23 protein-coding genes and 1 tRNA gene are annotated in these 25,116 nt (G+C 40.8%); 1 reads left to right on the top strand and 23 read right to left on the bottom strand.

Annotated elements, in window-relative coordinates; translation table 11 throughout:
• Position 1: 1 nt before the first annotated feature.
• From AAV98_RS07145 to hemA, 4 genes are read right to left on the bottom strand one after another with little or no spacing between them, the layout of a single operon-like run.
• Entirely contained in the window at positions 2 to 748 is a 747-nt protein-coding gene (locus tag AAV98_RS07145; RefSeq protein ID WP_060664872.1) for a uroporphyrinogen-III synthase, read from the bottom strand.
• Positions 748 to 1,680: a hydroxymethylbilane synthase gene (gene hemC, locus AAV98_RS07140; protein ID WP_060664871.1), complete on the bottom strand. Its 933-nt coding sequence runs from the start codon at positions 1,678 to 1,680 to the stop codon at positions 748 to 750. The genes AAV98_RS07145 and hemC overlap by 1 nt, the downstream gene beginning before the upstream one ends.
• Positions 1,681 to 1,711: 31 nt before the next feature.
• The gene (locus tag AAV98_RS07135) at positions 1,712 to 2,545 is read right to left on the bottom strand and encodes a cytochrome C assembly family protein (protein WP_060664870.1); all 834 of its coding nucleotides are present in this window, start codon (positions 2,543 to 2,545) and stop codon (positions 1,712 to 1,714) included.
• Between the two features lie 15 nt (positions 2,546 to 2,560).
• Positions 2,561 to 3,931 (bottom strand): glutamyl-tRNA reductase, encoded by a 1,371-nt coding sequence (gene hemA / locus AAV98_RS07130; protein WP_060664869.1) that lies wholly within the window; start codon positions 3,929 to 3,931, stop codon positions 2,561 to 2,563.
• Between the two features lie 250 nt (positions 3,932 to 4,181).
• On the opposite strand from hemA, the gene AAV98_RS07125 reads away from it, so the two are divergent.
• Entirely contained in the window at positions 4,182 to 4,664 is a 483-nt protein-coding gene (locus tag AAV98_RS07125) for a LiaF transmembrane domain-containing protein (protein WP_060664868.1), read from the top strand.
• Positions 4,665 to 5,000: 336 nt separating this feature from the next.
• On the opposite strand, the gene AAV98_RS07120 is transcribed toward AAV98_RS07125, so the two are convergent.
• The 19 genes from AAV98_RS07120 to AAV98_RS07030 all read right to left on the bottom strand — a co-directional run bounded on the left by AAV98_RS07120 (position 5,001) and on the right by AAV98_RS07030 (position 25,001).
• Positions 5,001 to 5,732, bottom strand: coding sequence for an amino acid ABC transporter ATP-binding protein (locus tag AAV98_RS07120; RefSeq protein WP_060664867.1), 732 nt, complete (start codon positions 5,730 to 5,732; stop codon positions 5,001 to 5,003).
• Between the two features lie 10 nt (positions 5,733 to 5,742).
• The gene (locus tag AAV98_RS07115) at positions 5,743 to 6,405 is read right to left on the bottom strand and encodes an amino acid ABC transporter permease (RefSeq protein ID WP_060664866.1); all 663 of its coding nucleotides are present in this window, start codon (positions 6,403 to 6,405) and stop codon (positions 5,743 to 5,745) included.
• Positions 6,406 to 6,690: 285 nt separating this feature from the next.
• Positions 6,691 to 7,476: a transporter substrate-binding domain-containing protein gene (locus AAV98_RS07110; protein ID WP_060664865.1), complete on the bottom strand. Its 786-nt coding sequence runs from the start codon at positions 7,474 to 7,476 to the stop codon at positions 6,691 to 6,693.
• Positions 7,477 to 7,771: 295 nt separating this feature from the next.
• Positions 7,772 to 8,974, bottom strand: coding sequence for an alanyl-tRNA editing protein (locus AAV98_RS07105; RefSeq protein ID WP_060664864.1), 1,203 nt, complete (start codon positions 8,972 to 8,974; stop codon positions 7,772 to 7,774).
• Positions 8,975 to 9,046: 72 nt separating this feature from the next.
• Positions 9,047 to 9,631 carry a ribosome biogenesis GTP-binding protein YihA/YsxC gene (yihA, locus tag AAV98_RS07100; protein WP_060664863.1) on the bottom strand — a complete coding sequence of 195 codons (585 nt, stop codon included), beginning with the start codon at positions 9,629 to 9,631 and terminating at the stop codon, positions 9,047 to 9,049.
• Positions 9,628 to 11,952: an endopeptidase La gene (gene lon, locus AAV98_RS07095; RefSeq protein WP_060664862.1), complete on the bottom strand. Its 2,325-nt coding sequence runs from the start codon at positions 11,950 to 11,952 to the stop codon at positions 9,628 to 9,630. The genes yihA and lon overlap by 4 nt, the downstream gene beginning before the upstream one ends.
• Before the next feature lie 242 nt (positions 11,953 to 12,194).
• Positions 12,195 to 13,880, bottom strand: coding sequence for an ATP-dependent protease LonB (gene lonB, locus AAV98_RS07090; protein WP_060664861.1), 1,686 nt, complete (start codon positions 13,878 to 13,880; stop codon positions 12,195 to 12,197).
• 582 nt (positions 13,881 to 14,462) lie between these two features.
• Positions 14,463 to 15,731 carry an ATP-dependent protease ATP-binding subunit ClpX gene (gene clpX, locus AAV98_RS07085; RefSeq protein ID WP_060664860.1) on the bottom strand — a complete coding sequence of 423 codons (1,269 nt, stop codon included), beginning with the start codon at positions 15,729 to 15,731 and terminating at the stop codon, positions 14,463 to 14,465.
• 500 nt (positions 15,732 to 16,231) lie between these two features.
• Positions 16,232 to 17,518, bottom strand: a complete 1,287-nt coding sequence (tig, locus tag AAV98_RS07080; RefSeq protein WP_060664859.1) for a trigger factor — start codon at positions 17,516 to 17,518, stop codon at positions 16,232 to 16,234.
• 219 nt (positions 17,519 to 17,737) lie between these two features.
• Positions 17,738 to 18,742, bottom strand: coding sequence for a tetratricopeptide repeat protein (locus AAV98_RS07075; protein WP_060664858.1), 1,005 nt, complete (start codon positions 18,740 to 18,742; stop codon positions 17,738 to 17,740).
• Between the two features lie 356 nt (positions 18,743 to 19,098).
• Positions 19,099 to 19,175, bottom strand: a tRNA-Arg gene (locus AAV98_RS07070).
• Positions 19,176 to 19,495: 320 nt separating this feature from the next.
• Positions 19,496 to 19,999: a metallophosphoesterase gene (locus AAV98_RS07065; RefSeq protein WP_060664857.1), complete on the bottom strand. Its 504-nt coding sequence runs from the start codon at positions 19,997 to 19,999 to the stop codon at positions 19,496 to 19,498.
• A 10-nt stretch (positions 20,000 to 20,009) separates the two neighbouring features.
• A complete protein-coding gene (locus AAV98_RS07060) occupies positions 20,010 to 20,612 on the bottom strand; it encodes an XTP/dITP diphosphatase (protein ID WP_060664856.1) in 603 nt (200 codons plus the stop codon).
• Position 20,613: 1 nt separating this feature from the next.
• Positions 20,614 to 21,375, bottom strand: a complete 762-nt coding sequence (gene rph / locus AAV98_RS07055) for a ribonuclease PH (protein WP_060664923.1) — start codon at positions 21,373 to 21,375, stop codon at positions 20,614 to 20,616.
• Between the two features lie 94 nt (positions 21,376 to 21,469).
• Entirely contained in the window at positions 21,470 to 22,555 is a 1,086-nt protein-coding gene (locus AAV98_RS07050; RefSeq protein ID WP_060664855.1) for a GerMN domain-containing protein, read from the bottom strand.
• A 142-nt stretch (positions 22,556 to 22,697) separates the two neighbouring features.
• Positions 22,698 to 23,507, bottom strand: a complete 810-nt coding sequence (racE, locus tag AAV98_RS07045; RefSeq protein WP_060664854.1) for a glutamate racemase — start codon at positions 23,505 to 23,507, stop codon at positions 22,698 to 22,700.
• 9 nt (positions 23,508 to 23,516) lie between these two features.
• Positions 23,517 to 23,972, bottom strand: coding sequence for a MarR family winged helix-turn-helix transcriptional regulator (locus AAV98_RS07040; RefSeq protein WP_060664853.1), 456 nt, complete (start codon positions 23,970 to 23,972; stop codon positions 23,517 to 23,519).
• Positions 23,973 to 24,194: 222 nt separating this feature from the next.
• Positions 24,195 to 24,419 (bottom strand): spore germination transcription factor GerE, encoded by a 225-nt coding sequence (gene gerE, locus AAV98_RS07035; RefSeq protein ID WP_047972062.1) that lies wholly within the window; start codon positions 24,417 to 24,419, stop codon positions 24,195 to 24,197.
• A 117-nt stretch (positions 24,420 to 24,536) separates the two neighbouring features.
• A complete protein-coding gene (locus AAV98_RS07030) occupies positions 24,537 to 25,001 on the bottom strand; it encodes an acyl-CoA thioesterase (protein WP_060664852.1) in 465 nt (154 codons plus the stop codon).
• Positions 25,002 to 25,116 lie beyond the last annotated feature (115 nt).

Raw genomic sequence — 25,116 nt, 5'->3', positions numbered from 1 at the left:
ATTATGTATCCTCCCTTTTAAAATATTGCACGATCTCTTCTAAGAGACCGTCCATTGTATACTCAGATGGACTGATTGCCACATTAATTCCAGCTTTTTCTGCAGCATTTCTCGTTATTGGGCCAATGGTTGCCACCGGACCTTTTGGCAGCCCGAAAAGTTCCATATAGTTATGCACAGTTGAAGGGCTAGTAAATGTGTATAGGTCAACTCTTCCCTCTTTCAGCCATTTCCATTCCTTTTCCTCTGGCACTCGAATCATGTTTTCATAGACAACTATCTGCTTAACATTGTACCCTATTCTACTAAGTTCTTCACGTAAAAGGGGCCGAGCGAGATTGCCTTGAACAAGTAAAATCGAACTGATTGTCTCTTTTGCAAAACTATCTACCAAATCTTCTGCAGAAAACCTATTTGGTACAAGGTCCACTTTATATCCAAGCGCTTCCATTGCTTGTTTTGTTTTCGCTCCGACCACTGCAATCTTGTTTGGCAAATGACCTTGATAGAGTTCAAAGAAATAGTTCACACCGTTTACACTCGTAAATACAATCCACTCATAGTCTGCTATGTTTGCCTTAATATCGGCAGCGACACTTTCGTAATTCGAAACCTGTTGAAATTGAATAAGAGGGACTTCAAGCGAGGTCCCTCCGAGTGACTGAATCTGCTTGGAAAAGTACCTTGCCTGCTCTTTGCTTCTTGTAATAAGAATGCGTTTATCGGCTAAAGGCAAAGTACGATCCATTACTGATCCAGCTCCTTTTTCACATCATCGATTAATTTCTTTCCACCCTGTGCCGTCAGACTCTCGGCAGCTTCCAATCCGACCTTCATTGCATCTGTCCCTGTAATTCTTTCTTTATATAGCAGAGAACCATCCGGGGCACCTACTAATACCGTCAGTGTAATGGTTTCATCCTGACCCACAGTTGCATATCCAGCGATAGGCACCTGGCATCCGCCTTCCATTTTGTGAAGGAAAGCACGTTCTGCCGTGACTGCTTTTTGTGTCACAGAATCCGTGAATAACGCTAAAACTTCAAGCAATTCTGCATCATCTTCACGGCATTCAATGGAAAGAGCTCCTTGGCCAACTGCTGGCAAGCATAGATCTTCATCCAGGAATTCCGTTACAACATCTTTTGACCAACCCATTCTCGAAAGGCCTGCTGCAGCTAAAATAATGGCATCATAGTTTTCGTTTTGAAGCTTAGCGAGTCTTGTGTCAATATTTCCACGAATCCATTTAATTTCAAGATCCGGACGTTTAGCTAGCAACTGTGCTCCACGTCGCAGGCTACTAGTCCCCACAATAGAGCCACTTGGCAGATCAGCAAATTTTACATGATCCTTAGAAATGAATGCATCTCTGTGATCTTCACGGAAAGGAATGCACCCAATCATCAAGCCTTCTGGTAGTACTGCCGGCATATCTTTCATGCTGTGAACGGCCATATCTATTTCTTTATCAAGCATCGCTTGTTCAATCTCTTTTACAAAAAGGCCTTTCCCACCAACTTTAGATAAAGTAACATCCAGGATTTGATCTCCCTTTGTGACAATTTCTTTTACTTCAAAACTAAAAGGCGCACCTAATGCCTTCAGTTGGTCGATGACCCAGTTCGTTTGGGTTAAAGCAAGCTTACTTCTTCTAGAACCTACAATTATTTTTCTCATATTTCCTCCTTACCCAAAGCCGATGGGATTCCTATAAGATCCAAAAATGAAAATTTGATAATCTGCCAAACAGGAAAAAGTTAATGAGAACGACTAAAAACGCAGCAATATTCCAGTTTGCTATACCCTTCCCACTTATTCCTTTGGCAAGTCTTTGATAAAAATAATAACTGTATGCAGTGATGACAATGAAAGAGCCTATCACTTTCATGTCATACCATTGAAATTCGGTCAATTTTACAGACGCCCAAATGCTACCTAATATTAACGAAAGCAAGAGCATCGGCACTCCAATTACATTCAAAACATAGGACATATGATCAAGTTTCGCCAAATCCTGAATACGCAATAACCGTTTGCCCCACTTTTTCTCCTTTAACAATCGATATTGAATGACATATAACAAGGAAAATACGAAAGAAATGGAAAAGGCACCATAAGACAGGATTGCCATTGTAATGTGAATAATGAGCAACTCGGAAACTAGAGCTTGCGCTACCACTTGGGATTCATGCTGAACTGGTGTGAACGTGTGCAATGCCAATACCAAGAATCCTATGACATTTGTAAAGAACACAATAAAATCAACCCGTAAGATTCTGTTAATGATGAGAGAAAAGGTAATTAATACCCACGTATAGAAATACATCCCCTCATAAAGCGTTAAAATTGGGAATCTGCCGGTATCAAGCATTCGTAAAAATAAGAAAACCGTTTGCAATACCCATACAATTGCAAGTAACCAGAAGGCTGTTTTATTTGCCTTCTGGTTATGTTGAAGAAAATCAATAAAATATAAGAGCACGCTTAAGGCATAAAGAAGAATCGTTAATTCGTATAGCCTTGCGATTGTCATCTCTAGCATAGTTAACAGCCTCTCTTACGACCTGTATGTCGCAGCTTGAGGAAGCGGAATTCCTACAGGAGCCGCAGAATTCTTCTCCTTTTTCACAGTATAATACTGTGTTTGAACTTCTTGCTGAACCGCCTCTTCGATATTAAAGATTTTAGTGAACAGTTCTAGAGATTCTTTAGCGTCAGATTCGGCTGAAAGTTCTTTAGCACGTAAAATCGGGTCGCGTAACATCTGATTGATGATGCTTTTCGTATGTTTATTTAAGACCTTAATCTCACGCTCGGAAAGATGAGGAAGTTTTCGTTGGATACTTTGCATCGTTTCGGATTGAATATCCAGCGCCTTTTGACGTAATGCGGAAATGACCGGAACCACACCAAGTGTGTTCAACCAGTGTTTAAACTCCACAATCTCCTCTTCAATGAACAGTTCAATCTCTTCTGCCGCTTTCTTGCGTTCTGCTAAATTGGCATTGACTATTCCTTCAAGATCGTCAATATCGTATAAGAAGACGCTCTCTAACTTATCCAATTCCGGGTCTAAATCCCGTGGAACCGCAATATCCACCATAAAGAGTGGACGGCCTTTTCTCATTCGCTCGACATAGGTCATATCGTCTTTAGTTAAAACATAGTCTTTGGCACCGGTAGAAGAGATAAGAATATCCGCTTCTACCAACGCACAGGAAAGCTCCTGCATGGACTTTGCCTGGCCTGCGAAACGATTCGCCAGGTTTGTTGCTTTTTCCAAGGTACGGTTGATGACCGTAACTTTTTCTACCCCGTTGCTGTGAAGATTCTGGACGGCGAGTTCTCCCATTTTCCCTGCGCCTAAAATTAGTACATGCTTGTTCTTTAAATCCCCGAAAATCTTTTTGGCAAGCTCCACCGCTGCATAGCTTACTGAAACGGCATTGGAACCGATATCTGTTTCGGAATGCGCACGTTTCGCTAAAGTGATAGCTTGTTTAAATAATTGATTAAAAATGGTTCCGACCGTTTTATATTCTTGTGCGGCAAGAAAACTTGTGCGGATCTGACCAAGGATTTGTGTTTCCCCAAGCACCATGGAATCTAATCCACAGGAAACCCGGTACAAATGCTCCATCGCCCCGTCATTTTCATAAATGTTCAAGTAAGGAGAAAACTCTTCCTTGTCTAAACCGAACCAGTCTGCAAGGAAAGCTTTAATATAATAACGTCCAGTATGCAACTGATCAACTACTGCATAGACTTCCGTTCTGTTGCAGGTAGAAACAATGATATTTTCTAAAATGGACTTCTGGTCCTTTAGAGCCATCATTGCCTTATTCAGATCAGCTGGATTAAATGTTAGTTTTTCACGTATTTCAACAGGGGCCGTTTTATAATTAACACCGACTACTATGATATGCACTTGTTCGTACACCCCCACAAAAAAATAATATCATCTACTAAAATTATAACATGACTAATGCTAGATACATTTGTTAAAATGTGAACAAATAGTTTCCAATTCAGTAATTAGAATCATGAAAATACACCGTTTTCATGATTTCTCTTAGTTATATATTACAGACATTACAATTCTTTTATTCACCAACTTGTACATTAACAGAATTTCATTGTAGAATCAAGGTTTCAGCCTCAATCTCAAGGAGGAAAATATGAAGAAAAATAGCTTTCTGCCTGGTTTGCTTTTATTATTATTTGGTTCATATTTCCTGTTACAACAATTAAACATAGTGTTGTGGGAAGGGATGCTGCACTGGTCCACCATCCTCGTTATTACAGGAATTGCACTTTTATTACAAGCCTATAAACAGAGTGATTATCCAAACATCCTTCCTGGATTTGTTTTGCTTGGAAGCGGATTGCATTTTCAGCTTAAGGATAAGGTAGATGTTTGGCCCGATCACTTTGCTGTTATCATTTTGATTATTGGCATTGGTTTTATTCTTCGCTCACAGAAGACGAAGGGCGGGATGTTTGAGGGAGTCTTGTTGTGTATTCTTGCTAGTTTCTTTCTTTTTTATGATACGTTTATGGAGATGCTAGGTGTGGTAGAGACGGGAGTTGCTAGTTTACATACTTTTTGGCCGGTTTTGTTGATTTTGATTGGTGCGTTTTTTGTGTTTAAGAAGAAATAAAGGATGACCTACAAGCAATGGAGTGTTAGTCCGTTGTTGTAGGTCTTTTTCGGGTTGTTGTTTAGACGCCGCTGTTGAAGCCTCCTCGGCTATGCCTGCGGGGTCTCCACCTAGCGCTATCTCCCTCAGGAGTCTTCGCCTTTTGCTCCAATCAACAGCTAAAAATCATCCCTGTACTCCCTGTTTTCTTGCGTTCCAGGTGTTCGCTTTCCTAGGGGCGGTGCTTGAGCCTCCTCACTTCGTTGCGGGGTCTCAACCTACCGCTATCTCCCTCAGGAGTCTCACACTTGCACTCCAGAAAACAGGGGGAATCTGTATCTCTCAATTGATTTCTCATTATAAAACGGCTTCTAGGAAATCTCTTGTTCGTTGGTTTTTGGGATTGTTGAAGAGGTCCTGTGGGGGACCTTCTTCGACGATTTTGCCGTCGTGCATGTAGATGACACGGTCAGCGACTTCTTGGGCGAATCCCATTTCGTGGGTAACGACGACCATGGTCATTCCTTCTTCGGCGAGTTCTTTCATAGTTTTCAGTACTTCCCCTACCAACTCAGGATCAAGGGCGGATGTTGGTTCATCAAAGAGCATGACATCCGGTTTCATGGCAAGGGCACGGGCAATCGCCACACGTTGCTTTTGCCCTCCTGAGAGTTTTTCTGGGTAAACATCTTCCTTATCAGAGAGTCCTACTTTTGCAAGAAGGTCGGAAGCTCTCTTTTTCGCTTCGGACTTTTTTAGGCCATCCACTTGGATAGGGGCTTCCATGACATTTTGAAGTACTGTTTTATGCGGGAAAAGGTGAAAATGCTGAAATACCATCCCGACTTTTTGACGAACTTTGTTCAGATTATCTTTTTTCACATCTACTTCATTTCCATCAATAACAATAGAACCGCTATCTTTTAATTCAAGAAAGTTTAAACAACGTAAAATAGTACTTTTTCCTGACCCACTAGCGCCAATTAGGCACACAACTTCTTTGTTTTTCACTGTCAAAGATATGTCTTTAAGGACATGTAGGTCCCCAAAAGATTTATTTAAGTCTTTTACTTCTATTTTATTGCTCATGTCCTACCTCCTATCTTTCACTTGCTGAGAATTTACGTTCTAATAGATTTACAACAATCCCAATCAATCCCACAAGGAACAAGTAGTACACAGAAACGACTAATAAATATGTCATAACGTCATATGAGTTCGCACCTTGCGTCTGTGCAACATTAAATAGCTCATAGTAGCCGATAAATGCAGCAAGGGAGGAATCTTTTAGACAGATAATGAACTGGTTGCCAAGAGGCGGTAAAGCTCTTCTGAATGCTTGTGGCAAGATGATTCTTCTCATCGTAAGATTTCCTGTCATGCCGAGTGATCTACCTGCTTCCATCTGTCCTTTGTCTATGGACTGGATGCTTCCACGGAATATTTCTGCGATATACGCACCGTTATGGAAGGCGAGAGCGAGTGTGACAGACCAGAATTGAGATATTCCTAACGTGACGAGCCCGAAGTAAAAAACAAAGATCTGCACAATTAGCGGTGTCCCTCGTATTAGGAATATATAAGTATTAGCAATCCATTCTAACACTTTTATCTTTGAAATTTTTAAGAAAGCGAAAAACAACCCGATGATTAGCGCGATAGCAATGGAAACCGCGGTGATTTGAAGGGTTCTTATCATCCCTTTGAAAAACATATCGTATGTATTCATAAATACTTCAAAAAAGTGCAAAAAACTGGGCATGCCGGTTTCACTCTCCTTATTTTTATAATTCGTGTAACTCCTCTGTTGATTTCCGCAAACGGCTTCGCTTTCCGCAGGGCGACCTTGAGCCTCCTCACTTCGTTGCGGGGTCTCAACATTGTCGCTTCTCCCCCGCAGGAGTCTACGCCTTTTGCTCCAATCAACAGCTATAAAACTTTTTATTATTCCTTTTTGTTACTATTGAGCGCCGCTGATAAAAAATGTGTGGTGAATGAACACCACACATTTTTAACTGGATTTTATGGTCAGCTGAAGGTCAGCTCGTTATTCTTGCGCATCCGGGTCTGTAGTGATGTCTTCTCCAAAATACTTTTCACTTATTTCCTTTAGCTTTCCGTTTTCTCGTAATGTTTCTAATGCATCATTGATGGCTTCAAGAAGTGCTTCATTACCCTTTGCAACTCCCACTGCCTGTTCACTGCGCTCTAATAGTTCACGGCCTTCTAACTCCATGCCGGATCCAATCGCTTCACGGCCAGTTACAAAGTCTGTTACCACCGCATCATGACGGCCATTGTTCAATGCCTCTAAGGCAACTACATCGCTATCATAATTTTGAATGTTGTCTGAGATATCGCTTACAAGGTCTGCATAAGTAGACCCTCTGGAAACTGCGATTTCTTTACCTTCCAGGTCCGCTAAAGTTTGGATGTCGCTGTCAGGTCTTACAAAAATCTGAGCACCTGAATAATAGTAAGGCGTAGAAAAATCTACTTCCTTCAATCTTTCCTCTGTAATGGTATGACTTGCTACTGCGGCATCAAAACGTCCGCTTTTTACTCCTTCAACAATACTCGCAAATGTGTACTTTTCCTGATCTGGTTTAAGACCCAGCTCAGCAGCGATGGCTTCTCCGACTTCGATATCAAAACCGGTCATTTCTCCATTTCCATCCGTAACACTGAATGGCGCAAATTCTCCTGAAGCAGCAAAAATGAATATCCCTTCTTTTACTAACTCATACCCTTCACTTGTTGTCACTTTTCCGCCGCAAGCAGCTAGAATCGTAGACAGCACAAATAGCGTGACTAACAATACCCTTTTTTTCAATTTCCAAAATCCCCCTTAGTGTCCATTTTTTCGTCTCCCTTTTATGTTAACAATTACGGAAAACTACCACAAATAAGCTTTAAAATCATATTTGTTAACAATTCAGTAAATTCCAACTTCAGAAGCCCTCACTACCTATGTATCGTATGTATGCTTTGAATTACTCCTTGTACATCCTATTCCCTGATTTTCCGAATTAATAAACATTTTTTTGAAAACTTTCATTATTTTAAAAAACAAAAAAATAGATTCCATAGCCTCTTGCATATTTAAGCTATGAAATCTATTCTACTTTTTAATCGTTTGATAACAGATGTGTTATTTTTTCTAACACTTCTTCGCCTGTCAGTGTCGTTTCTCCACCACCTTGGACGAAGTCTTCTCTACCTCCTCCTCTTCCATTGATGAAACCAAAGACTTTTTTGCCAACAGATCTCATATCGAGATTAGAACTGCTTCCTCTGGCCCCGACAAATTGCAACTTCCCTTTATTTTCAGCTAAAAGAAACACGTTAATCTCCTCTTTAGCTGAAACTAATTTACGTGCCATACTTTGAAGTTCGGCCATTTCCTTGTTTAGAAGCACAGACTTTAATATTGTGAGACCTGAAACTACTTCCGTTTTAGAAGAAAGAGCAGATGCTTCGTAATCTAGTAGCTTTTCTTTCATATCTTTTAGTTCTTTTGCCTGTTCTTTACTTTGCTCCAAGATTCTTTTGACCGCTTCTTCCATTCCATGTGGTGGAGCATTTAATAGCGCAGATAATTCGGAAACGACCTGTTGTTTTTGATGAAGATGTCTTAAGACGCGATTTCCTGCAACAAAGGTCACTCGAATCATGTTCTTTTGTTTTTCTAGAGCAAGTATCTTAAGAGAAGCTACTCCTCCCGTTGAATGAGGGTGTGTTCCTCCACAGCCGCTATAGTCAATATCTGGGATGATGACTAGGCGGATATTTTCCGATACTGACAGCTCTTTTCTTAGTGGGTAGTCTAAAAGTTCTTCTTTTGTGACCCATTTGGTCTCTATTTTACGATTTTCTAGGATTATTTTATTTACAAGTGTTTCCGTCTCGATCACCTCTTGATCTGTCAACTTGGTAGTATCCAGATCAATGGTGCACACTTCCTTGCCCAGATGAAAACTTCTGGTTTTATAATGAAATAGCTCTTCAAATGCAGCAGATAAAAGGTGCTGTCCCGCGTGTTGCTGCATATGATCATATCGTCGATCCCAATCAACATTACCTTTGACTTGCTGTGATGTCTCAGGAAGTGGCTTATCTAGGTAATGCCTGATTTCTCCGTTGATTTCTTGTACTTCTAGAACATTCTGGTCATTTAGGGCACCTGTGTCATAAGGTTGTCCGCCGCCTTCAGGATAAAAGGCGGTTTGGTCTAATATGGCATACCATTTTCCTGATTCGTCTTGTGATTGACTTACCAGCGTTGACGTAAATGTCTGTATGTATGGGTCTTTGTAAAATAACTTTTGCACTTTGATTTACTCCTCACTTTAAACCAAAAAACTGCGTTCAGAGCATTCATTCTCTGATTCGCAGTTTCGGTTTTACTTCATTCTTTTTTGCAACATGCCCCAGACTTCATCTTTGCCTTGTCCTGTTTCGGAAGAGAAGAGAATTAGTTCGTCTTCTTTATCCATTCCGAGGGTTTCTCTTATTACTTTTAAGTGTTTTTGCCATTTGCCTTTAGGAATTTTGTCTGCTTTCGTTGCGATGACGACTACAGGAAGCTCATAATGCTTCAGGTACTCATACATCGTAACATCATCCTTAGATGGTGGGTGGCGAAGGTCTACTATTTGAAGGACAGCTCGAAGCTGCTCTCTGCTTGTTAAGTAGGTTTCCATCATTCTGCCCCATGCATCACGCTCGGATTTCGGGACTTTTGCAAAACCATAACCAGGTACATCGACGAAATGCAACATTTCATTAATCAGGTAAAAGTTTAATGTTTGTGTTTTTCCCGGTTTGGAGGAAGTTCTTGCAAGGTTCTTTCGGTTGATCATCTTATTGATAAAAGATGACTTTCCTACATTGGACCGGCCCGCCAAGGCGAATTCCGGCAAAAGCTCACTTGGATATTGTTCTGGTTTTACGGCACTTATGACTATTTCTGCTTGTGTTACTTTCATTTTTTCTCTCCTGCTAATGCGTGTTCTAACACTTGATCTAAATGTGATACTAAAACAAACGTTAAATCCTTTCGCACACTTTCTGGAATATCATCCAAATCTTTTTCATTCTCTTTAGGTAGTATAACCTTTTTTAGGCCTGCGCGGTGTGCACTCAGGGATTTTTCTTTTAATCCGCCGATTGGTAGCACACGCCCTCTTAACGTGATTTCCCCCGTCATTCCAACATCTCTTTTGACCGGTCTGCCTGTTAATGCAGAAATTAGGGCAGTCGCCATCGTTATACCGGCGGATGGACCGTCTTTTGGAACAGCACCTTCTGGAACGTGAATATGGATATCATTTTTATTGTTAAAATCAGGATCAATATTCAATTCGTCTGCTCGCGAGCGAATAAAGCTAAATGCTGCGTGGGCAGACTCTTTCATCACATCCCCAAGCTTACCGGTTAACATAAGTTTCCCTTTACCTGGTGATAAGGATACTTCTATGGATAGCGTATCGCCACCTACAGTTGTATAGGCAAGGCCTGTTGCCACCCCAACCTGGTCTTCCTCTTCCGCCTGTCCGTAACGAAATTTCGGCTTACCAAGGAAATCAGCAAGGTTTTTTTCCGTAATGACTACTCTTTTCTTCTCACCGGAAACGATGAGTTTGGCAGCTTTCCTGCAGATAGAAGCAAGTTGTCTTTCCAAACTACGCACGCCTGCTTCACGAGTATGGTGGCGGATGATGGACATTAATGCCTCATCTCTTATTTGCAGAAGATTCTTCTGTAAACCATGCTCCTTTGCCTGACGAGGTAGCAGATGGTCTTTCCCTATATTTAACTTTTCTATTTCTGTATAACCTGCGATCGTAATGATTTCCATTCTATCACGCAGAGGTCCAGGAATTGTCGACAAATTGTTTGCCGTGGCAATAAACATGACATTGGATAAGTCATAAGGTTCTTCGATATAGTGATCACTGAAATTAAAGTTCTGTTCAGGATCTAATACTTCCAGTAATGCAGAGGATGGATCACCTCTGAAATCATTGGACATTTTGTCTATTTCATCTAAAAGGAAAACAGGGTTAATGGTTCCCGCTTTTTTCATACCTTGGATAATTCGTCCCGGCATGGCACCAACATACGTTCTACGGTGACCGCGTATTTCAGATTCGTCCCGAACTCCACCAAGAGAAACACGGACAAATTTGCGGTCCAAGGATTTAGCAATGGATCGTGCCAAGGAAGTTTTACCGACACCCGGAGGTCCCGCCAAGCACAAAATCGGACCTTTCAGTGATTTGGTCAGCTGTTGAACCGCTAAATATTCCAACACACGTTCTTTCACTTTTTCCAGACCGAAGTGGTCTTCATTAAGGATTTCTTCTGCTCTGATAATATTTAATTGATCTTCTGTTGCTTCTTCCCAAGGCAGGTTTAACAACCAGTCAATATAGTTGCGGATAACAGAACTTTCAGCGGAACTCGATGGAATTTTTTCATAGCGGTCAATTTCTTTCAATGCAGTCTTTTTCACATTTTCCGGCATGCCGATCTTTTCAAGTTTCTCTTTTAGATCCTCAATTTCTCCGCCTTTACCTTCCTTGTCGCCAAGCTCTTTTTGAATTGCTTTCATCTGCTCACGAAGGTAATATTCCTTTTGTGTACGTTCCATGGAACGCTTCACTCGTAAACCGATTTTCTTCTCTAATTGCAGTACTTCTTTTTCATTATTTACATGCTTGATTACTTTGTTCAGTCGCTCTTTCACATCTCGCGTTTCAAGAATGTCCTGTTTTTCTTTCATGTTAATAGGTAAGTGTGACGTAATGATATCGGCCATTCTTCCAGGCTCTGTTATATCTGAAACGGTATGATAGGTTTCGACCGTTGTCTTTTTGGAGAGCTTTGTGTATGTATGGAAATAATCCAGCAAAGTTCTCATTAAGGCTTCGTCTTCCGGATCTTTCTCTTCTGTATCGGGATAAGTCAAAAGCTTGGCTTCCCAATGTGTATCTTTTTCGATAAATTCTTCTATTTTTGCACGTTCGAGCCCTTCAACCAGGACACGAACCGTACCATTAGGAAGCTTTAACATTTGTTTCACTTTTGTCAAAGTACCCCAAGAGTATAGGTCCTCTTTTGTAGGATTGTCCGTTCCTACTTCTTTTTGTGTAGAAAGTACGACAATGTCGTCTCCTAACATCGCTTGCTCTAACGCTTCTATCGATTTCTCTCTTCCGACATCCAAATGTAACACCATTGTCGGATAGACCATCAGTCCTCTTAAAGGCAATAATGGAACATGATATTCCTTATTTGTTGCCATGGTAACACCCCCGTACGCTCTTCCTTTATGTATCTTTGTTCAATTCTATCCTAATTAAATAGCCCTGTCTAATTAAAGAGACCGTTTAACTTTATAAAAGAGATTGTTTTATTATCTTTTACAATTTTGCCTAACTTAATATAGAAATGGTAGTAAAAATTTTACCTTTTTCAAGACATTAGTGCAATAAGTAAAGCTTAGGGAAGAAAAACAGGCAGACCATCGCAAGGCCTGCCTACCATTTACATGGATTCGGTTTTCGGAATGCTCATTGGAGCATGCAAAATGCTTTCTACGCTCGTTTCCATAATCTTTTCTCTTAATAAGGTAAGATCCAAGACTTCTTGAAATTCTTTTACCGGGATTACTTCAATGCCATCGATTTCCTTAATTATGGATTGCATGTTATCAGCGGGAATGATGACTTTCTTTGCCCCAGCCTGTTTTGCTGCTTTTATTTTAGGTATGACTCCCCCAATTGGTTTAACTGTTCCGTGAATACTGATTTCTCCTGTCATTGCGACAAGATTACTGACAGGAATTTTGAAGATGGCCGAATAGATTCCCGTTGCCATTGCAATTCCTGCAGAAGGCCCATCAATTGGGATTCCCCCAGGAAAGTTGACATGGATGTCATAATCAGCAGCAGGTACGCCGAGCTTTCTTAAGACAGTAATAACGTTTTCAATAGAGCCTTTTGCCATACTCTTTCTCCGTATGGATTTGCCCCCTTGATTACCCATGCTTTCTTCTTCCACAATTCCTGTGATGTTCACCGTACCCTTTTTCTCTTCGGTAGGAATGGCGGTCACTTCAATTTCAAGAAGCGCTCCTGAGTTAGGTCCGAAAACTGCCAGCCCGTTCACTAGTCCAGGCTGTGCCGCTTCTTTTATTTTATTTTCGTATTTAGGTGCCAACTGACTAGAGTGAATCACCCATTCAATATCTTCAATCTTAACTGTGTCGCGGTCTTCAGTAATTGCGAGTCCACAAGCAATTTGCATCATGTTTACCACTTCACGACCGTTCCTTGTATAGGAAGCAAGCAGGCTGATTCCTTCTTCTTCGACCATCATATTGATTTTTGATGCAGCATTCCTAGCGACGGCTTCCAATTCTTCTTGATCCAACTCACGGAAGAAAACTTCCATACATCTAGATCGAATGGCAGGTGGAATTTCATTAGGCGTTCTGGTGGTTGCACCTACAAGGCGAAAATCAGCAGGCAGACCATTTTGGAAAATGTCATGAATATGCGTTGGTATTTGGTTATTCTCTTCACTGTAATACGCGCTGTCTAAGTATACTTTCCTGTCTTCCAAGACTTTAAGTAATTTGTTCATTTGAATGGAATGAAGTTCCCCGATTTCATCGATGAAAAGCATTCCTCCATGCGCATGTGTTACAGCTCCTTGTTTTGGTTGGGGAATACCAGCTTGTCCCATTGCGCCAGCACCTTGGTAGATTGGATCATGCACAGAACCAATTAACGGATCTGCAATCCCTCTTTCATCAAAACGAGCAGTTGTTGCATCCAATTCAATAAAAACAGCAGACCCTCTAAATGGAGACTTTGGATTCTTTTTGGCTTCTTCAAGAACAAGCCTTGCAGCAGCAGTTTTTCCTACTCCTGGAGGTCCATAAATGATGACATGCTGAGGGTTTGGCCCACAAATAGCCGCTTTCAATGCCTTGATTCCATCTTCTTGCCCCACTATTTCTTTGAAGCTTGTTGGCCTTACTTTCTCTGCAAGTGGCTCTGAGAGTGAAATACTTCTCATTTTTCTTAGTTGTTCCATTTCCTTTTTCGATTCTTTATCAATCGTTACTTTTTGCGTCCGTTGGTTTTTGAGCAGGTTCCAGAAATAAAGGCCAATAATGACCCCGAAGAAAAGCTGTATGAACAGTGCTATACCTGTAAAAGACATAGAAACCCTCCTGCATTCTTGATGTGATTATATGGTAGTATCTCCGTGGGATTGGGTAATAATCCAATAAAAAATATTTGGTTAAAATAGGCTTTTTGCGAAAAGATTGGAGGGTATAACTGAAGTGAATGTAGATGGTTTATTGATTGGTGTGGAAGGCGCGGAGAGACACTGCTACGAAGGAAGCCATTGAAAAAGTCTTTGATTTTGAAATTGTTTAAACATCGCTGTTGATTTCCGCAAATGGCTTCGCTTTCCTAGGGGCTGATGTGAGCCTCCTCGGCTACACCTGCGGGGTCTCCACCTAGCGCTATCTCCCTCAGGACAAGGAAGGCTTCGGCAGCGATTCATCGCACGAAGAAAATGCGTAGCATTTTCGAGGAGTCTTCGTCTTTTGCTCCAATCAACAGCTCAAATTTCCAAGTATTATCTGATTTAAGTTTTAAATGGCAATGAAGTATTGTTAGGAGGCTCACGGACCGCCCGCAGGCAAGCGAAGCGCCTGGAGGGGAAATCGACGGTGTTTATGTGTTTCTTCATTCAAAAAAAGCACTCTCCCGTAGGAAAGTGCTTTTGTGGTGGTTAAGCAGAAGTCTTTTCGTCTTCTTTCAACTCAGAACCATCATCTAAAATTAATTTAGGTGCAACATTATCCGCAACTGTTTCAGCTGTAATTACACACTTTTTGATATCTTCACGTGAAGGCAACTCATACATTACATCAAGCATAAGCCCTTCAATGATAGAGCGCAATCCACGCGCCCCAGTTTTTCTTTCGATCGCTTTCTTTGCAATCTCAGACAATGCACCATCTTCAAACTCAAGTTCCACATTATCAAGATCAAGCATTTTTTGATATTGCTTTACAAGTGCATTCTTAGGCTTAGTAAGGATTTCAATTAGAGCATCCTCATCAAGCGGCATTAAGCTTGCTGTAACAGGAAGACGGCCGATGAATTCCGGAATTAAACCGAAACGAAGTAAATCTTCCGGCAATACTTTTCCAAGCAATTCTTTTTGCTCTAAATCATCTGCTTTTGTTTCCGCAGTACCGAAGCCAATAACCTTTTTACCTAGACGGCGTTTGATGATTTGTTCGATTCCGTCAAATGCACCACCGCAAATAAATAGGATATTTGTGGTATCGATTTGGATGAATTCTTGATGTGGGTGCTTACGTCCACCTTGTGGAGGAACGCTTGCAACAGTACCTTCAAGAATTTTCAATAGCGCTTGCTGTACACCTTCACCAGATACATCACGTGTGATGGATGGATTTTCAGATTTACGCGCTACTTTGTCAATTTCATCGATGTAGATGATTCCTTTTTCAGCTTTCTCCACATCATAATCGGCAGCTTGGATCAGTTTTAAAAGAATGTTTTCTACATCTTCCCCAACATAACCAGCTTCTGTTAAGGAAGTCGCATCTGCAATCGCAAATGGTACATTCAAGATTCTTGCAAGTGTTTGAGCAAGAAGAGTTTTACCGCTACCAGTTGGTCCGATCATGGCAATATTACTCTTTGCTAGCTCTACATCATCAATCTTACTGTTAGAGTTAATACGCTTATAGTGGTTATAAACCGCTACAGATAAAGATTTCTTCGCAGACTCCTGACCAATAACATATTCATCTAAGATATCGCGAATTTCTTTTGGCTTTGGAACGTCTTTAAATTCTACTTCTTCCTCTGTACCCAACTCTTCTTCTACGATTTCCGTACAAAGTTCAATACATTCATCACATATGTATACGCCTGGACCTGCTACAAGTTTACGAACTTGATCTTGTGTTTTTCCGCAGAAAGAACACTTCAATTGTCCTTTTTCGTCATTAAATTTAAACAAATTGTTTCACCCCTTATCATTTCTCTCTTTTCCCATCCATCGGCTGGTTTCCTAAAAAATGAGAAAAACTCATCACTCTTAAAAAATAGTTATGTACTGCATTTTACCACATTTAAGCCTAACATTTCTAATAATTACACTTTGGTTATGTATGGATATTTTAGAAGATGGGTCCGTACTATTGTATCCATGAATTCATTTTACTAACACAGTGATGAATGGAAAAAGCGGAAAACTTTACTTTTAAAAAGGTCTGTTAAACACCGCTGGTGATTTCCGCACCGGGCTTCGCTCTCCTCGGGGCTGACGTGAGCCTCCTTCGGCTACGCCTGCGGGGTCTCCTCTAAGCGCTGCCTCCCGAAGGAGTCTACGCCCGATGCTCCAATCAACAGCTATAAAACTTTTTGAAGTTAACTATATTCGTCAACAGAGCTTTTAAAAAAGGTCTAGATGGTACAAAACAAGGCACGATCAAGTCGCGCCTTGTCTCTTATTCTCTATTATGCAACATCTTTGCTGTTTTCTACAAGGAAATCAATTGCTTTTCTGATTTTCAAATCTTCTTTAAGACCTTCCAAGCTACCTAATGCTTGCTTGATTTGGTCAACAGACATGTTATACATGCCAGCCATTTTTTCGATTTCTTCGTTTGCTTCTTCGTCTGTTACTTCGATGTTTTCAAGCTTAGAGATCGCTTCAAGCGTAAGGTTCATTTTCACACGCTTTTCTGCATCCTCTTTCATTTGAGTGCGAAGAGCTTCTTCATCTTGACCGGAGAACTGGAAGTAAAGCTCCATGTTCATACCTTGCATTTGAAGGCGTTGTTCGAATTCACGAACCATGCGGTCTGTTTCAGTTTTCACCATTGCATCAGGGATTTCCACTTCTGCATTAGCAGCAGCTTTGTCCACTAGCGTGTCGCGAAGGTGGTTGTCAGCTTCTGTTTTCTTAGATTCTTCAAGACGAGCTTTTGTTTTTGCTTTAAGCTCTTCAAGCGTTTCAACTTCTTCGTCTACATCTTTCGCGAACTCATCGTCAAGTGCAGGAAGTTCTTTTGTTTTGATTTCGTGTACCGTTACTTTGAATACTGCAGGCTTACCAGCAAGCTCTTCAGCGTGGTACTCTTCAGGGAAAGATACTTCAACTTCTTTCTCCGCTCCAGCTGCAAGACCTACCAATTGCTCTTCGAAACCTGGGATGAACGTGTTAGAACCGATCTCTAAAGAATAGTTCTCCGCTTTTCCGCCTTCGAATGCTTCGCCGTTTACGAATCCTTCAAAGTCCATTACAACTGTATCGCCGTTCTCAACAGTTCCTTCTTCTTTTACAACAAGCTCAGCTTGACGCTCTTGAAGGCCTTTTAAGTCAGCTTCTACATCTTCGTCCGTAACGTTAGCGTCTAGACGCTCCACTTCTAATCCTTTGTATTCGCCAAGTTTAACTTCAGGCTTTACGATTACTTTAGCAGTGAAAACTAGCTTTTCGTTTTTAGCGATTGTATCGATGTCGATTTCTGGTTGATCAACAGGCTCGATTCCAGTTTCCACAACTGCGTTAGAGTAAGCAGTTGGAAGAATGATATCAAGAGCATCTTGATATAAAGATTCTACACCAAAACGTTGTTCGAACATTCCACGAGGAATTTTCCCTTTACGGAATCCTGGTACGTTAACTTTTGTAACTACTTTTTTGAATGCTGCGTCAAGACCTTTGTTAACAGTGTCAGCATCTACTTCAACTGTTAATACACCTTGATTACCTTCTAACTTTTCCCATTTAGCAGACATAATTTTCCCTCCAACATCTATTTTCAAAAAAGATAATGATGACACACTATCTAATCTGATGAACCACAACATGGTGGTTGTTGTTTTCTACATTTTTGCTGCAAGTACACAGTCTTAAACACCCCTTGTTACAAGAGGTTAGTTTAAGAACCTATATCGTATATACAGTTTACAACCCTTACATTATAACATAATCCCAGATGAGTTCAACACATAGCCTCATAATCGTAAATATGAAAAATCTTCAAGCTTATTGATCTCCCGTGTGACAGACTTCACTTCTAGAGCAGAAACGTGGTATTGCGCTGCCAACTCTTCGTCGCTTGCTTCCAAACCAAATAGTTCCACCCCAGCTCTATGCAAGCCAGCGGCCCATACTTCCGGTTTGTCTGGTGTGAATGGAATGGGAAATTGAACCGTATGTATGCGGACAAGCATTTCTTTTAAACCTTCGTATAAAGTGGGATTGTCACTTTCCACTTTATCTTCCAGTATAGAGATAATTTTGTTTAAGAAAGGATCTTCTTCACCACTTTTTAAATTGGAAGGAACAATGATCGTTCGTTGACCCATTTTTATAACTTCTGTCTCCTTGTCCCAGCCTTGTTCAACTAGAATATGAATCAAAAAGGTTTTGAGAACAGGGTGCTTTAGTTCATCCTCTAAGTATTGTTGAATGTCAGGGATGAGCGGCCGAATGTTGCGGTGCTTCAACGATTGGATGAGTTCATATTGCTTTTGGACAGTCCCTTCATGAAGTAAAAACAATTCATCCTCTTGGTCATGATAATCTGGTTCTATTGATTCATTTTCTTCTGAAGGCAGCATCTTTCTGGCAAACTCCAAGAGCTGATAAAAATTCTGCGCATATTGTGCAGGCAATTTGTCTTCTTCAAGGATTGCTTCAATCGTGGTTTTGACCTCTGCATACTCTTTTAACTGGATGAGAATCGTTATGTATATCTGAAGCACATGAAAATACTCTCCAACATCTTCCCTAAGCATTTTTTTACAACGGTTTTTTGCCTCTGTTAACTGACCAAGTTCCATATAGCAAACTACCATGCCAAGCTCCACTTCCGCATAGGCATAGTCATTTTCCCGGGCCTGTTCAAAGAGCTCCAACGCATCAGAAAACTTTTTTTCTTTCATCATTTGCATCGCTTTTTCCAGCAGTCTCTGCTTTAGATTAGGGAACTCCACTATCTTTTTTGGTTTTTTCATATGTAATAGCCGTCCTGTTTTTATTGTAAAAATATTTGAAACAAGTTTATCAATGTTTGGAGGGGAGCACAAGTGAAAGAGTGGGATAATACGTATTGCAGTCTATTGGCAGTTTGGGGATCGGGGATACTTCTTTGTCTAATAGGAGTTCTCTATTCAACCGTACGGGTATAATACACTGCTCTTTTGTCTAATAGAAGCACGTTATCCTACTGTACAGCTACCAAAACTACCAAATTGTTAAATGAAAGTGCTCTATTCGACTTTGGGTAAAAAGCAAAAACACCATGCCTCATTTTCATCAACACTCTTCATAGAAAGTGTTCATAAAAATGTACATAGTGTTTTTAAATAAGTGGCGTCCCAGGAGGGATTCGAACCCCCGACACACGGCTTAGAAGGCCGTTGCTCTATCCTGCTGAGCTACTGGGACAAAATTAAAAATAGGATAACAATAGTTTTTTTCATACCGTCGTCCCAATTTTGCTGGGATGATAACTCAGGAAGTGTTCAAAATCGGTACGCTGAAGTTTTTTCAGGCAGCGTATTCGATCGTGCTCTATCCTGCTGAGCTACTGGGACAAAATTAAATTATGTACTTACCGATAAGAAATATTCACTAATTATCAGCAGCGACAAGATTTATTATATGAGATACATACATTAAAGTCAACAGTTTTTAAAAAACTTTTCTTAAATAATTTTATGCGTCTGTTCTTCTTTAATAGAGAGAGAGGAATCCCCTCTCTCTTATCACTTTTCGAATGTATGGGAAGAAAGTTTTTCTCCCTTTTCATTATAGTAGTGTACAAAATAACATGATTCTTTTGCATCTAGTATAGCATAGGTTTTATTCCGTGTCATACGCGGAAGTTCGATGCTGCCTGGATTAATAAAGAGAATTCCATCAAAATATTCTGCCCCTGCAATGTGAGAGTGACCGAAACATACAATATTCGCCCTTTCTTCTTCAGCAGCATATTTTAATGGTAATAAAGAAGACTTCACCTGATACAAATGGCCGTGTGTAGCAAAAAGTCGTTGGTTGCCGATTACCTTTGTTAATTGTTGAGGATAATCATCGTCAAAATCGCAGTTTCCCCTTACCCCATAAAAGCCTTTCATTTCATCGCTTGTAGAAGGAAGTTCAGAATCCCCACAGTGGATGAAAAAATCCACTTCCCCGTGATGACGGGCTTTTATTTGCCTTAGCACCTCTGCTTGTCCATGATTGTCACTAACAATTAGAACTTTCATGCTTCCACTCCTAATTTTTGCGGGAAAACAACTCCCACTGATTGGTTAACTCTTTCATTGCATTTCCCCTGTGACTAATTTCACTTTTTTCTTCCTTAGAGAGTTGGGCCATCGTCTTTTGTTTCTCATTCACATAAAAAATAGGATCATAGCCGAATCCATTTTCTCCAATCGGTTCCGTAGCAATGTTCCCTTCACACGTTCCACGGACTGTAAATTTTTCACCAGAAGGATCTACAACTGCAAGGACGCAAACAAATCTGGCAGTACGTTTTTCATTCGGAACCCCTTCCATCCCATGGAGTACCTTTTGAATATTTTTCTTATCATCTTTTTCCATACCCGCATAACGTGCTGAGTACACACCGGGTTCACCATTTAATGCATCTACCTCCAGGCCGGAATCATCTGCAAGGACGATCTTCCCAAGGTGTGCTGACACTGCCTCCGCCTTTAATAAAGCATTTTCTTCAAAAGTTGTACCTGTTTCTTCCACATCAGGTATTTCTGGAAAATCGGCAAGTGATTTCACCTTGAATCCTTTTGGTTCTAAAATCACTTCAAAATCTTTTACCTTCCCGGGGTTATTGGTTGCGATAATTATGTCAGTCATCTTAATTTTCTCCTTTTCCATTACCAATGATACTATGTGCCAAATTTCCCAACGCTTTCTTTTGCTCTTCTACAAGATGTAATACACCTTCTTCAGCCAAGTCCAACAGTTCATTTAGCTGTTTTCTTGTAAAAGTTGCTTCTTCTCCCGTTCCTTGCAGTTCAACCAGATCCAATGAGCCGGTCATAATGACGTTCATGTCCACCTGGGCAGTGGAATCTTCTATGTAGTTTAAATCTAATAAAGCTTGTCCATTTTCCATAACGCCAACGGAAGTTGCAGCTAAAAAATCTGTAATAGGGAGACTTGCTATCTTCTTTGCTTCGACTAGCTTTTGAAAAGCAAGTACCATTGCCACAAAAGCCCCTGTGATAGACGCGGTTCTTGTGCCTCCGTCCGCCTGAATAACATCACAATCTATCCAGATCGTTTTTTCGCCTATTTTGTCCAGCTCTACAACAGAACGTAGAGCCCTGCTAATCAGCCGCTGAATTTCCATTGTCCTACCGGTTACCTTGCCCTTAGTGGATTCACGCATCGTTCTTTTTTCAGTTGCACGCGGTAGCATGGAATACTCCGCTGTTATCCAGCCTTTTCCCCCGCCGCGCATAAAAGGGGGTACTCTGTCTTCTATCGTAGCCGAACAAATAACTTTCGTGTTACCAACACAAATTAATACCGATCCTTCAGGATGAGTGATGTAGTTCGTCATTATTTCAACTGCTCTTATTTGATTTTGCTCTCTACCTTCTGATCTAGACATTCTTACAAGCTCCTTTTGTATCCCAATAAAATAAAGAAGAGGCAACAAAGCACCTCTTCTAATCATTCTTCCTTAGTATAGCAAATTTCACACGTTAAAACCTGCCTGTGTTCACTTTTTCAGGGCGTGCGACAGGCTCTGAGATATTTGTACCATCAGTCGCCATCAAATCGCCTTCCCCATCCACCGTAATCGCGATGCTTTCAACACCAGTTTGTTCTGTTAATGTTAGTACCAGCGAATCAACAATGGATTTGGATACAATTCTTCCTTCAAGGCCAAGGATAGCCTCATTGAAGTTCAACACCAGATTCCCATCAACCAAGACTGGCTCATCCAGAAGAGCCACTTCATTCGACAAGTCATTGGTTAAACCTGAAGTATGAGAAGGGCCATTGATCAGCGCGTCTACAATCGCAGAAAACTTGTCTTTATTATCCAAGCTTAAACGTGAAGTGACAGGTACATAATAGGGCTCTCCGTTACTGCTTTCCGCCATAAAGTACAATGTTACAGCACGTGAATTCATCAGATCTACTGCTTCAGCAGTATTAAAATTGATACCATTGGCTCTGCTCACGCCATCACCAATCGGCGTTTGATTCACTGGCATCACTGTTTGCTCATGTCCATTCACCATGATTTGGACTTTTTCCACATTTTCAAACTGTGTCAACGTCCAAGTGATAGCCTGTAAAATTCTTTCTTCGTCTGCTCCATCATAATTAGTGAATTCCTTTGAGAAGTCGGCAACGATGGTTCCGTCTTCTTTAAGATTTACGTCGACTTCTGTTCCAGCAGGTAATACTGCTCTAAAGCCATTTGGAAGCAATTCATCCACCGGACCTCCGGCAACTAAGTATTCTAATGCCTGCTTCGCCACTTCATTGGTTTTTGGGAGCTCCAATGTCTGCGAAACAACGTATCCATTACTATCAATTAAGTATAGTTCTCTTTGCACATTTTCCGAAACAGCTGCCTCTTCCCCTTCCGTTTCTTCACCAGTTGTTTCATTCTCTGCACCAGTTTCACTTGCAGCATCATCTACATATGAAACATCTTGCGGAATATCCTCTTCTTTTCCTGCCTGCTCGTCACCTCCAAATAATCCGCATCCAGATAACAATACAGAAGAAGCAAGCACGGCAGCAGCAGTCAATTTCACTTTTTTATGAGACATAGGTTTCCCTCCTAAGACGGTTTGTACTATTATGTATACGAGCTATTCAACAAAATAGACCGAGCTTTAGAAAAACTTTTGTCCTACTAAAAATAAAAGCAAAAAACAGGACGAAAAGCTTCCGTCCTGTTTTCAACATTCATTATATTCCTATCGGGTCCAACACGATCGTCTTTACATTCTCAATGGGCTGTTCGAAAAGCTTACTTGCTATCTTTTCAAAAAGTTCTTTCGATCCGGTTGTGTAAAACTGATGGTTCTCTGTACGCTGTTTTTTATTCAACAGCTTTTTAAAATTGAGGATGGTACTCACTTCTCGTGCTGTTTCATCACCAGAACTAATCAATTGAATGCCTTCCCCCATTACCGCCTGTATGGTAGGAGTCAATAGCGGATAGTGCGTGCAGCCAAGAATCAGCGTATCTATTTTCGATCCTTTAAAAAGGTGAAGGGTATCTTCTACAATTTCCTTTGCACGTTCCCCTTCAAATTCACCACTCTCAACTAACGGTACAAAGTTTGGACACGCCAAGCTTTCTACCTTCACTTCATTGTTAATGGATTTCAAGGCATTGGCATAGGCACCGCTATTAATCGTCCCCACAGTTCCTATCACACCCACCTGATAGTTAGATGTCACCTTTAACGCTGTTCTGGCTCCAGGGTCCACCACTCCAATGACCGGAATATTTAATTGTTCCCGTATCTCATCCAACACGACTGCAGTAGCTGTATTACAAGCGATAACAAGCATTTTTATATCATGTGTCAACAAATACCTTGTCATCTCCCATGTATAAAGACGAACTTCATCAACAGGTCTTGGTCCATATGGGCAACGCGCTGTATCTCCTAAGTAAATTATGCGCTCTTTGGGCAACTGACGCATAATTTCCTTCGCAACGGTCAGCCCTCCAACACCAGAATCAATAACTCCAATTGGTCTTTGCAACTAAATCCCTCATTCTTTCATTTCTAGATGTAATCGTGCTAAACACTTTTCTAACATGAAAATTTCATCTTTGGAATAGTTCTTTAGTATGTTTTGCAAATAGTCCTGACGTTTTTTTACTACTTCCGCGATAATGCGCTCTCCTTCTTCTAACAGATGAATTCGTACCACACGGCGGTCATTAGGATCTTTCACACGTTGAACAAGTTCATTCTTTTCCATACGATCCACAAGATCAGTGGTCGTACTGCAAGCTAAATACATCTTTGTAGACAATTCACCAATTGTCATATCTCCACCCTCTAAAAGCCATTGCAATGCAACGAACTGTGGAGGGGTAATAGTGTAATTGCTTAATATTTCGCGACCTTTTTGTTTTACTAAAGTCGCTATGTATCTCAACGATTTCTCAATATCTGCAACCATTTGCGGATCCTGCAATACTGCTTCATTCTGATTTGTCATTCTCGACCCTCTTTCTTCCCTTTTTTCTTTTTATTTATCTGAACATAGATGTCATGTAGTCATTTTGTCAGTTAAGTATATTTTCTTATGTTTTCATATAAAATGCAAGATGTAAAGGCTTATAAACATATTTACCCACATAGAAATACTTGGGTTTAATAATAGGTAAATAACCGACTACCACTCATAACTGTATGGTTAGAAGATAGTCGGCGGTTTAAGTTAAAGCTCTAATTCTCCCATGCGAAGAAGCTCGACAACTGCTTGGGAACGCCCCTTCACTCCCAGCTTTTGCATAGCATTTGAAATGTGGTTTCGAACTGTCTTTTCACTGATAAACAACTCACCAGCAATCTCTTTGGTTGTCTTATCCTGAACTAACAGCTCAAATACTTCTCTTTCTCTTTTGGTAAGCAATGGCTTTGGTTGAAACTCTTTCTCCTTCAATAATTGTAACCCTCCTTGCCTTAGCCAGAGCTGAACTAGCGGATGGGTGTATATTTAGTCATGGTATAATATGTTAGAAGGAGGGCGGGAGTTACATGTATTTAGTCGGATTTCTTTTTATTTTTTCAATGTTTCTCGGGAAAGAAAGAGATTTCGTTGTTCATCACTCCAAGCTTCCCCTTTTCCAGTGTGCTTATTAAGTTGTACCATACGTCCTCTTCCAACAAAACATGGGTCTCCGTTCCCCTTTTTACCTAGGTAATGCAGATCAACCGAAGAGGTTCCTACTTGCTGTGCTTTCACGCTAACCTCCAGTTCTTCTCCAAAATAAACCTGCTGAAGGAAATCACATTGCAGGTCCGCTACGACTGGGATGGTGTTACTTCCTTGTTGTGTCCAGTCTTGCATAAAGCCAAGGCTTTTGAAAAACTCTATTCTAGCTTCCTCAAAATAAACGAATGGTACTGTGTTGTTCAAATGGCCAAACATATCCGTCTCGGAAAATCTTACTTTCACACCATGACTGAATGAGAACTCATTCATCCATTGTTGCAAATCTTCTATATAAGCTGGCTTTTTCATAAACGGTTCCTCCCCATTATTAAAAATGTATTGTACGGTATAACCCCCTGTTTCCTTTCGTTCCAGGTGTTCGCTTTCCGCGGGACGGTGCTTGAGCCTCCTCAGCTTCGCATGT

Origin of the sequence: Bacillus sp. CHD6a (assembly GCF_001293645.1) — a bacterium.
Lineage (GTDB): Bacteria > Bacillota > Bacilli > Bacillales > Bacillaceae_I > Sutcliffiella_A.
The sequence above is the reverse complement of the archived record's forward strand: the minus strand, read 5'-3'. Positions and strand labels throughout refer to the sequence as shown.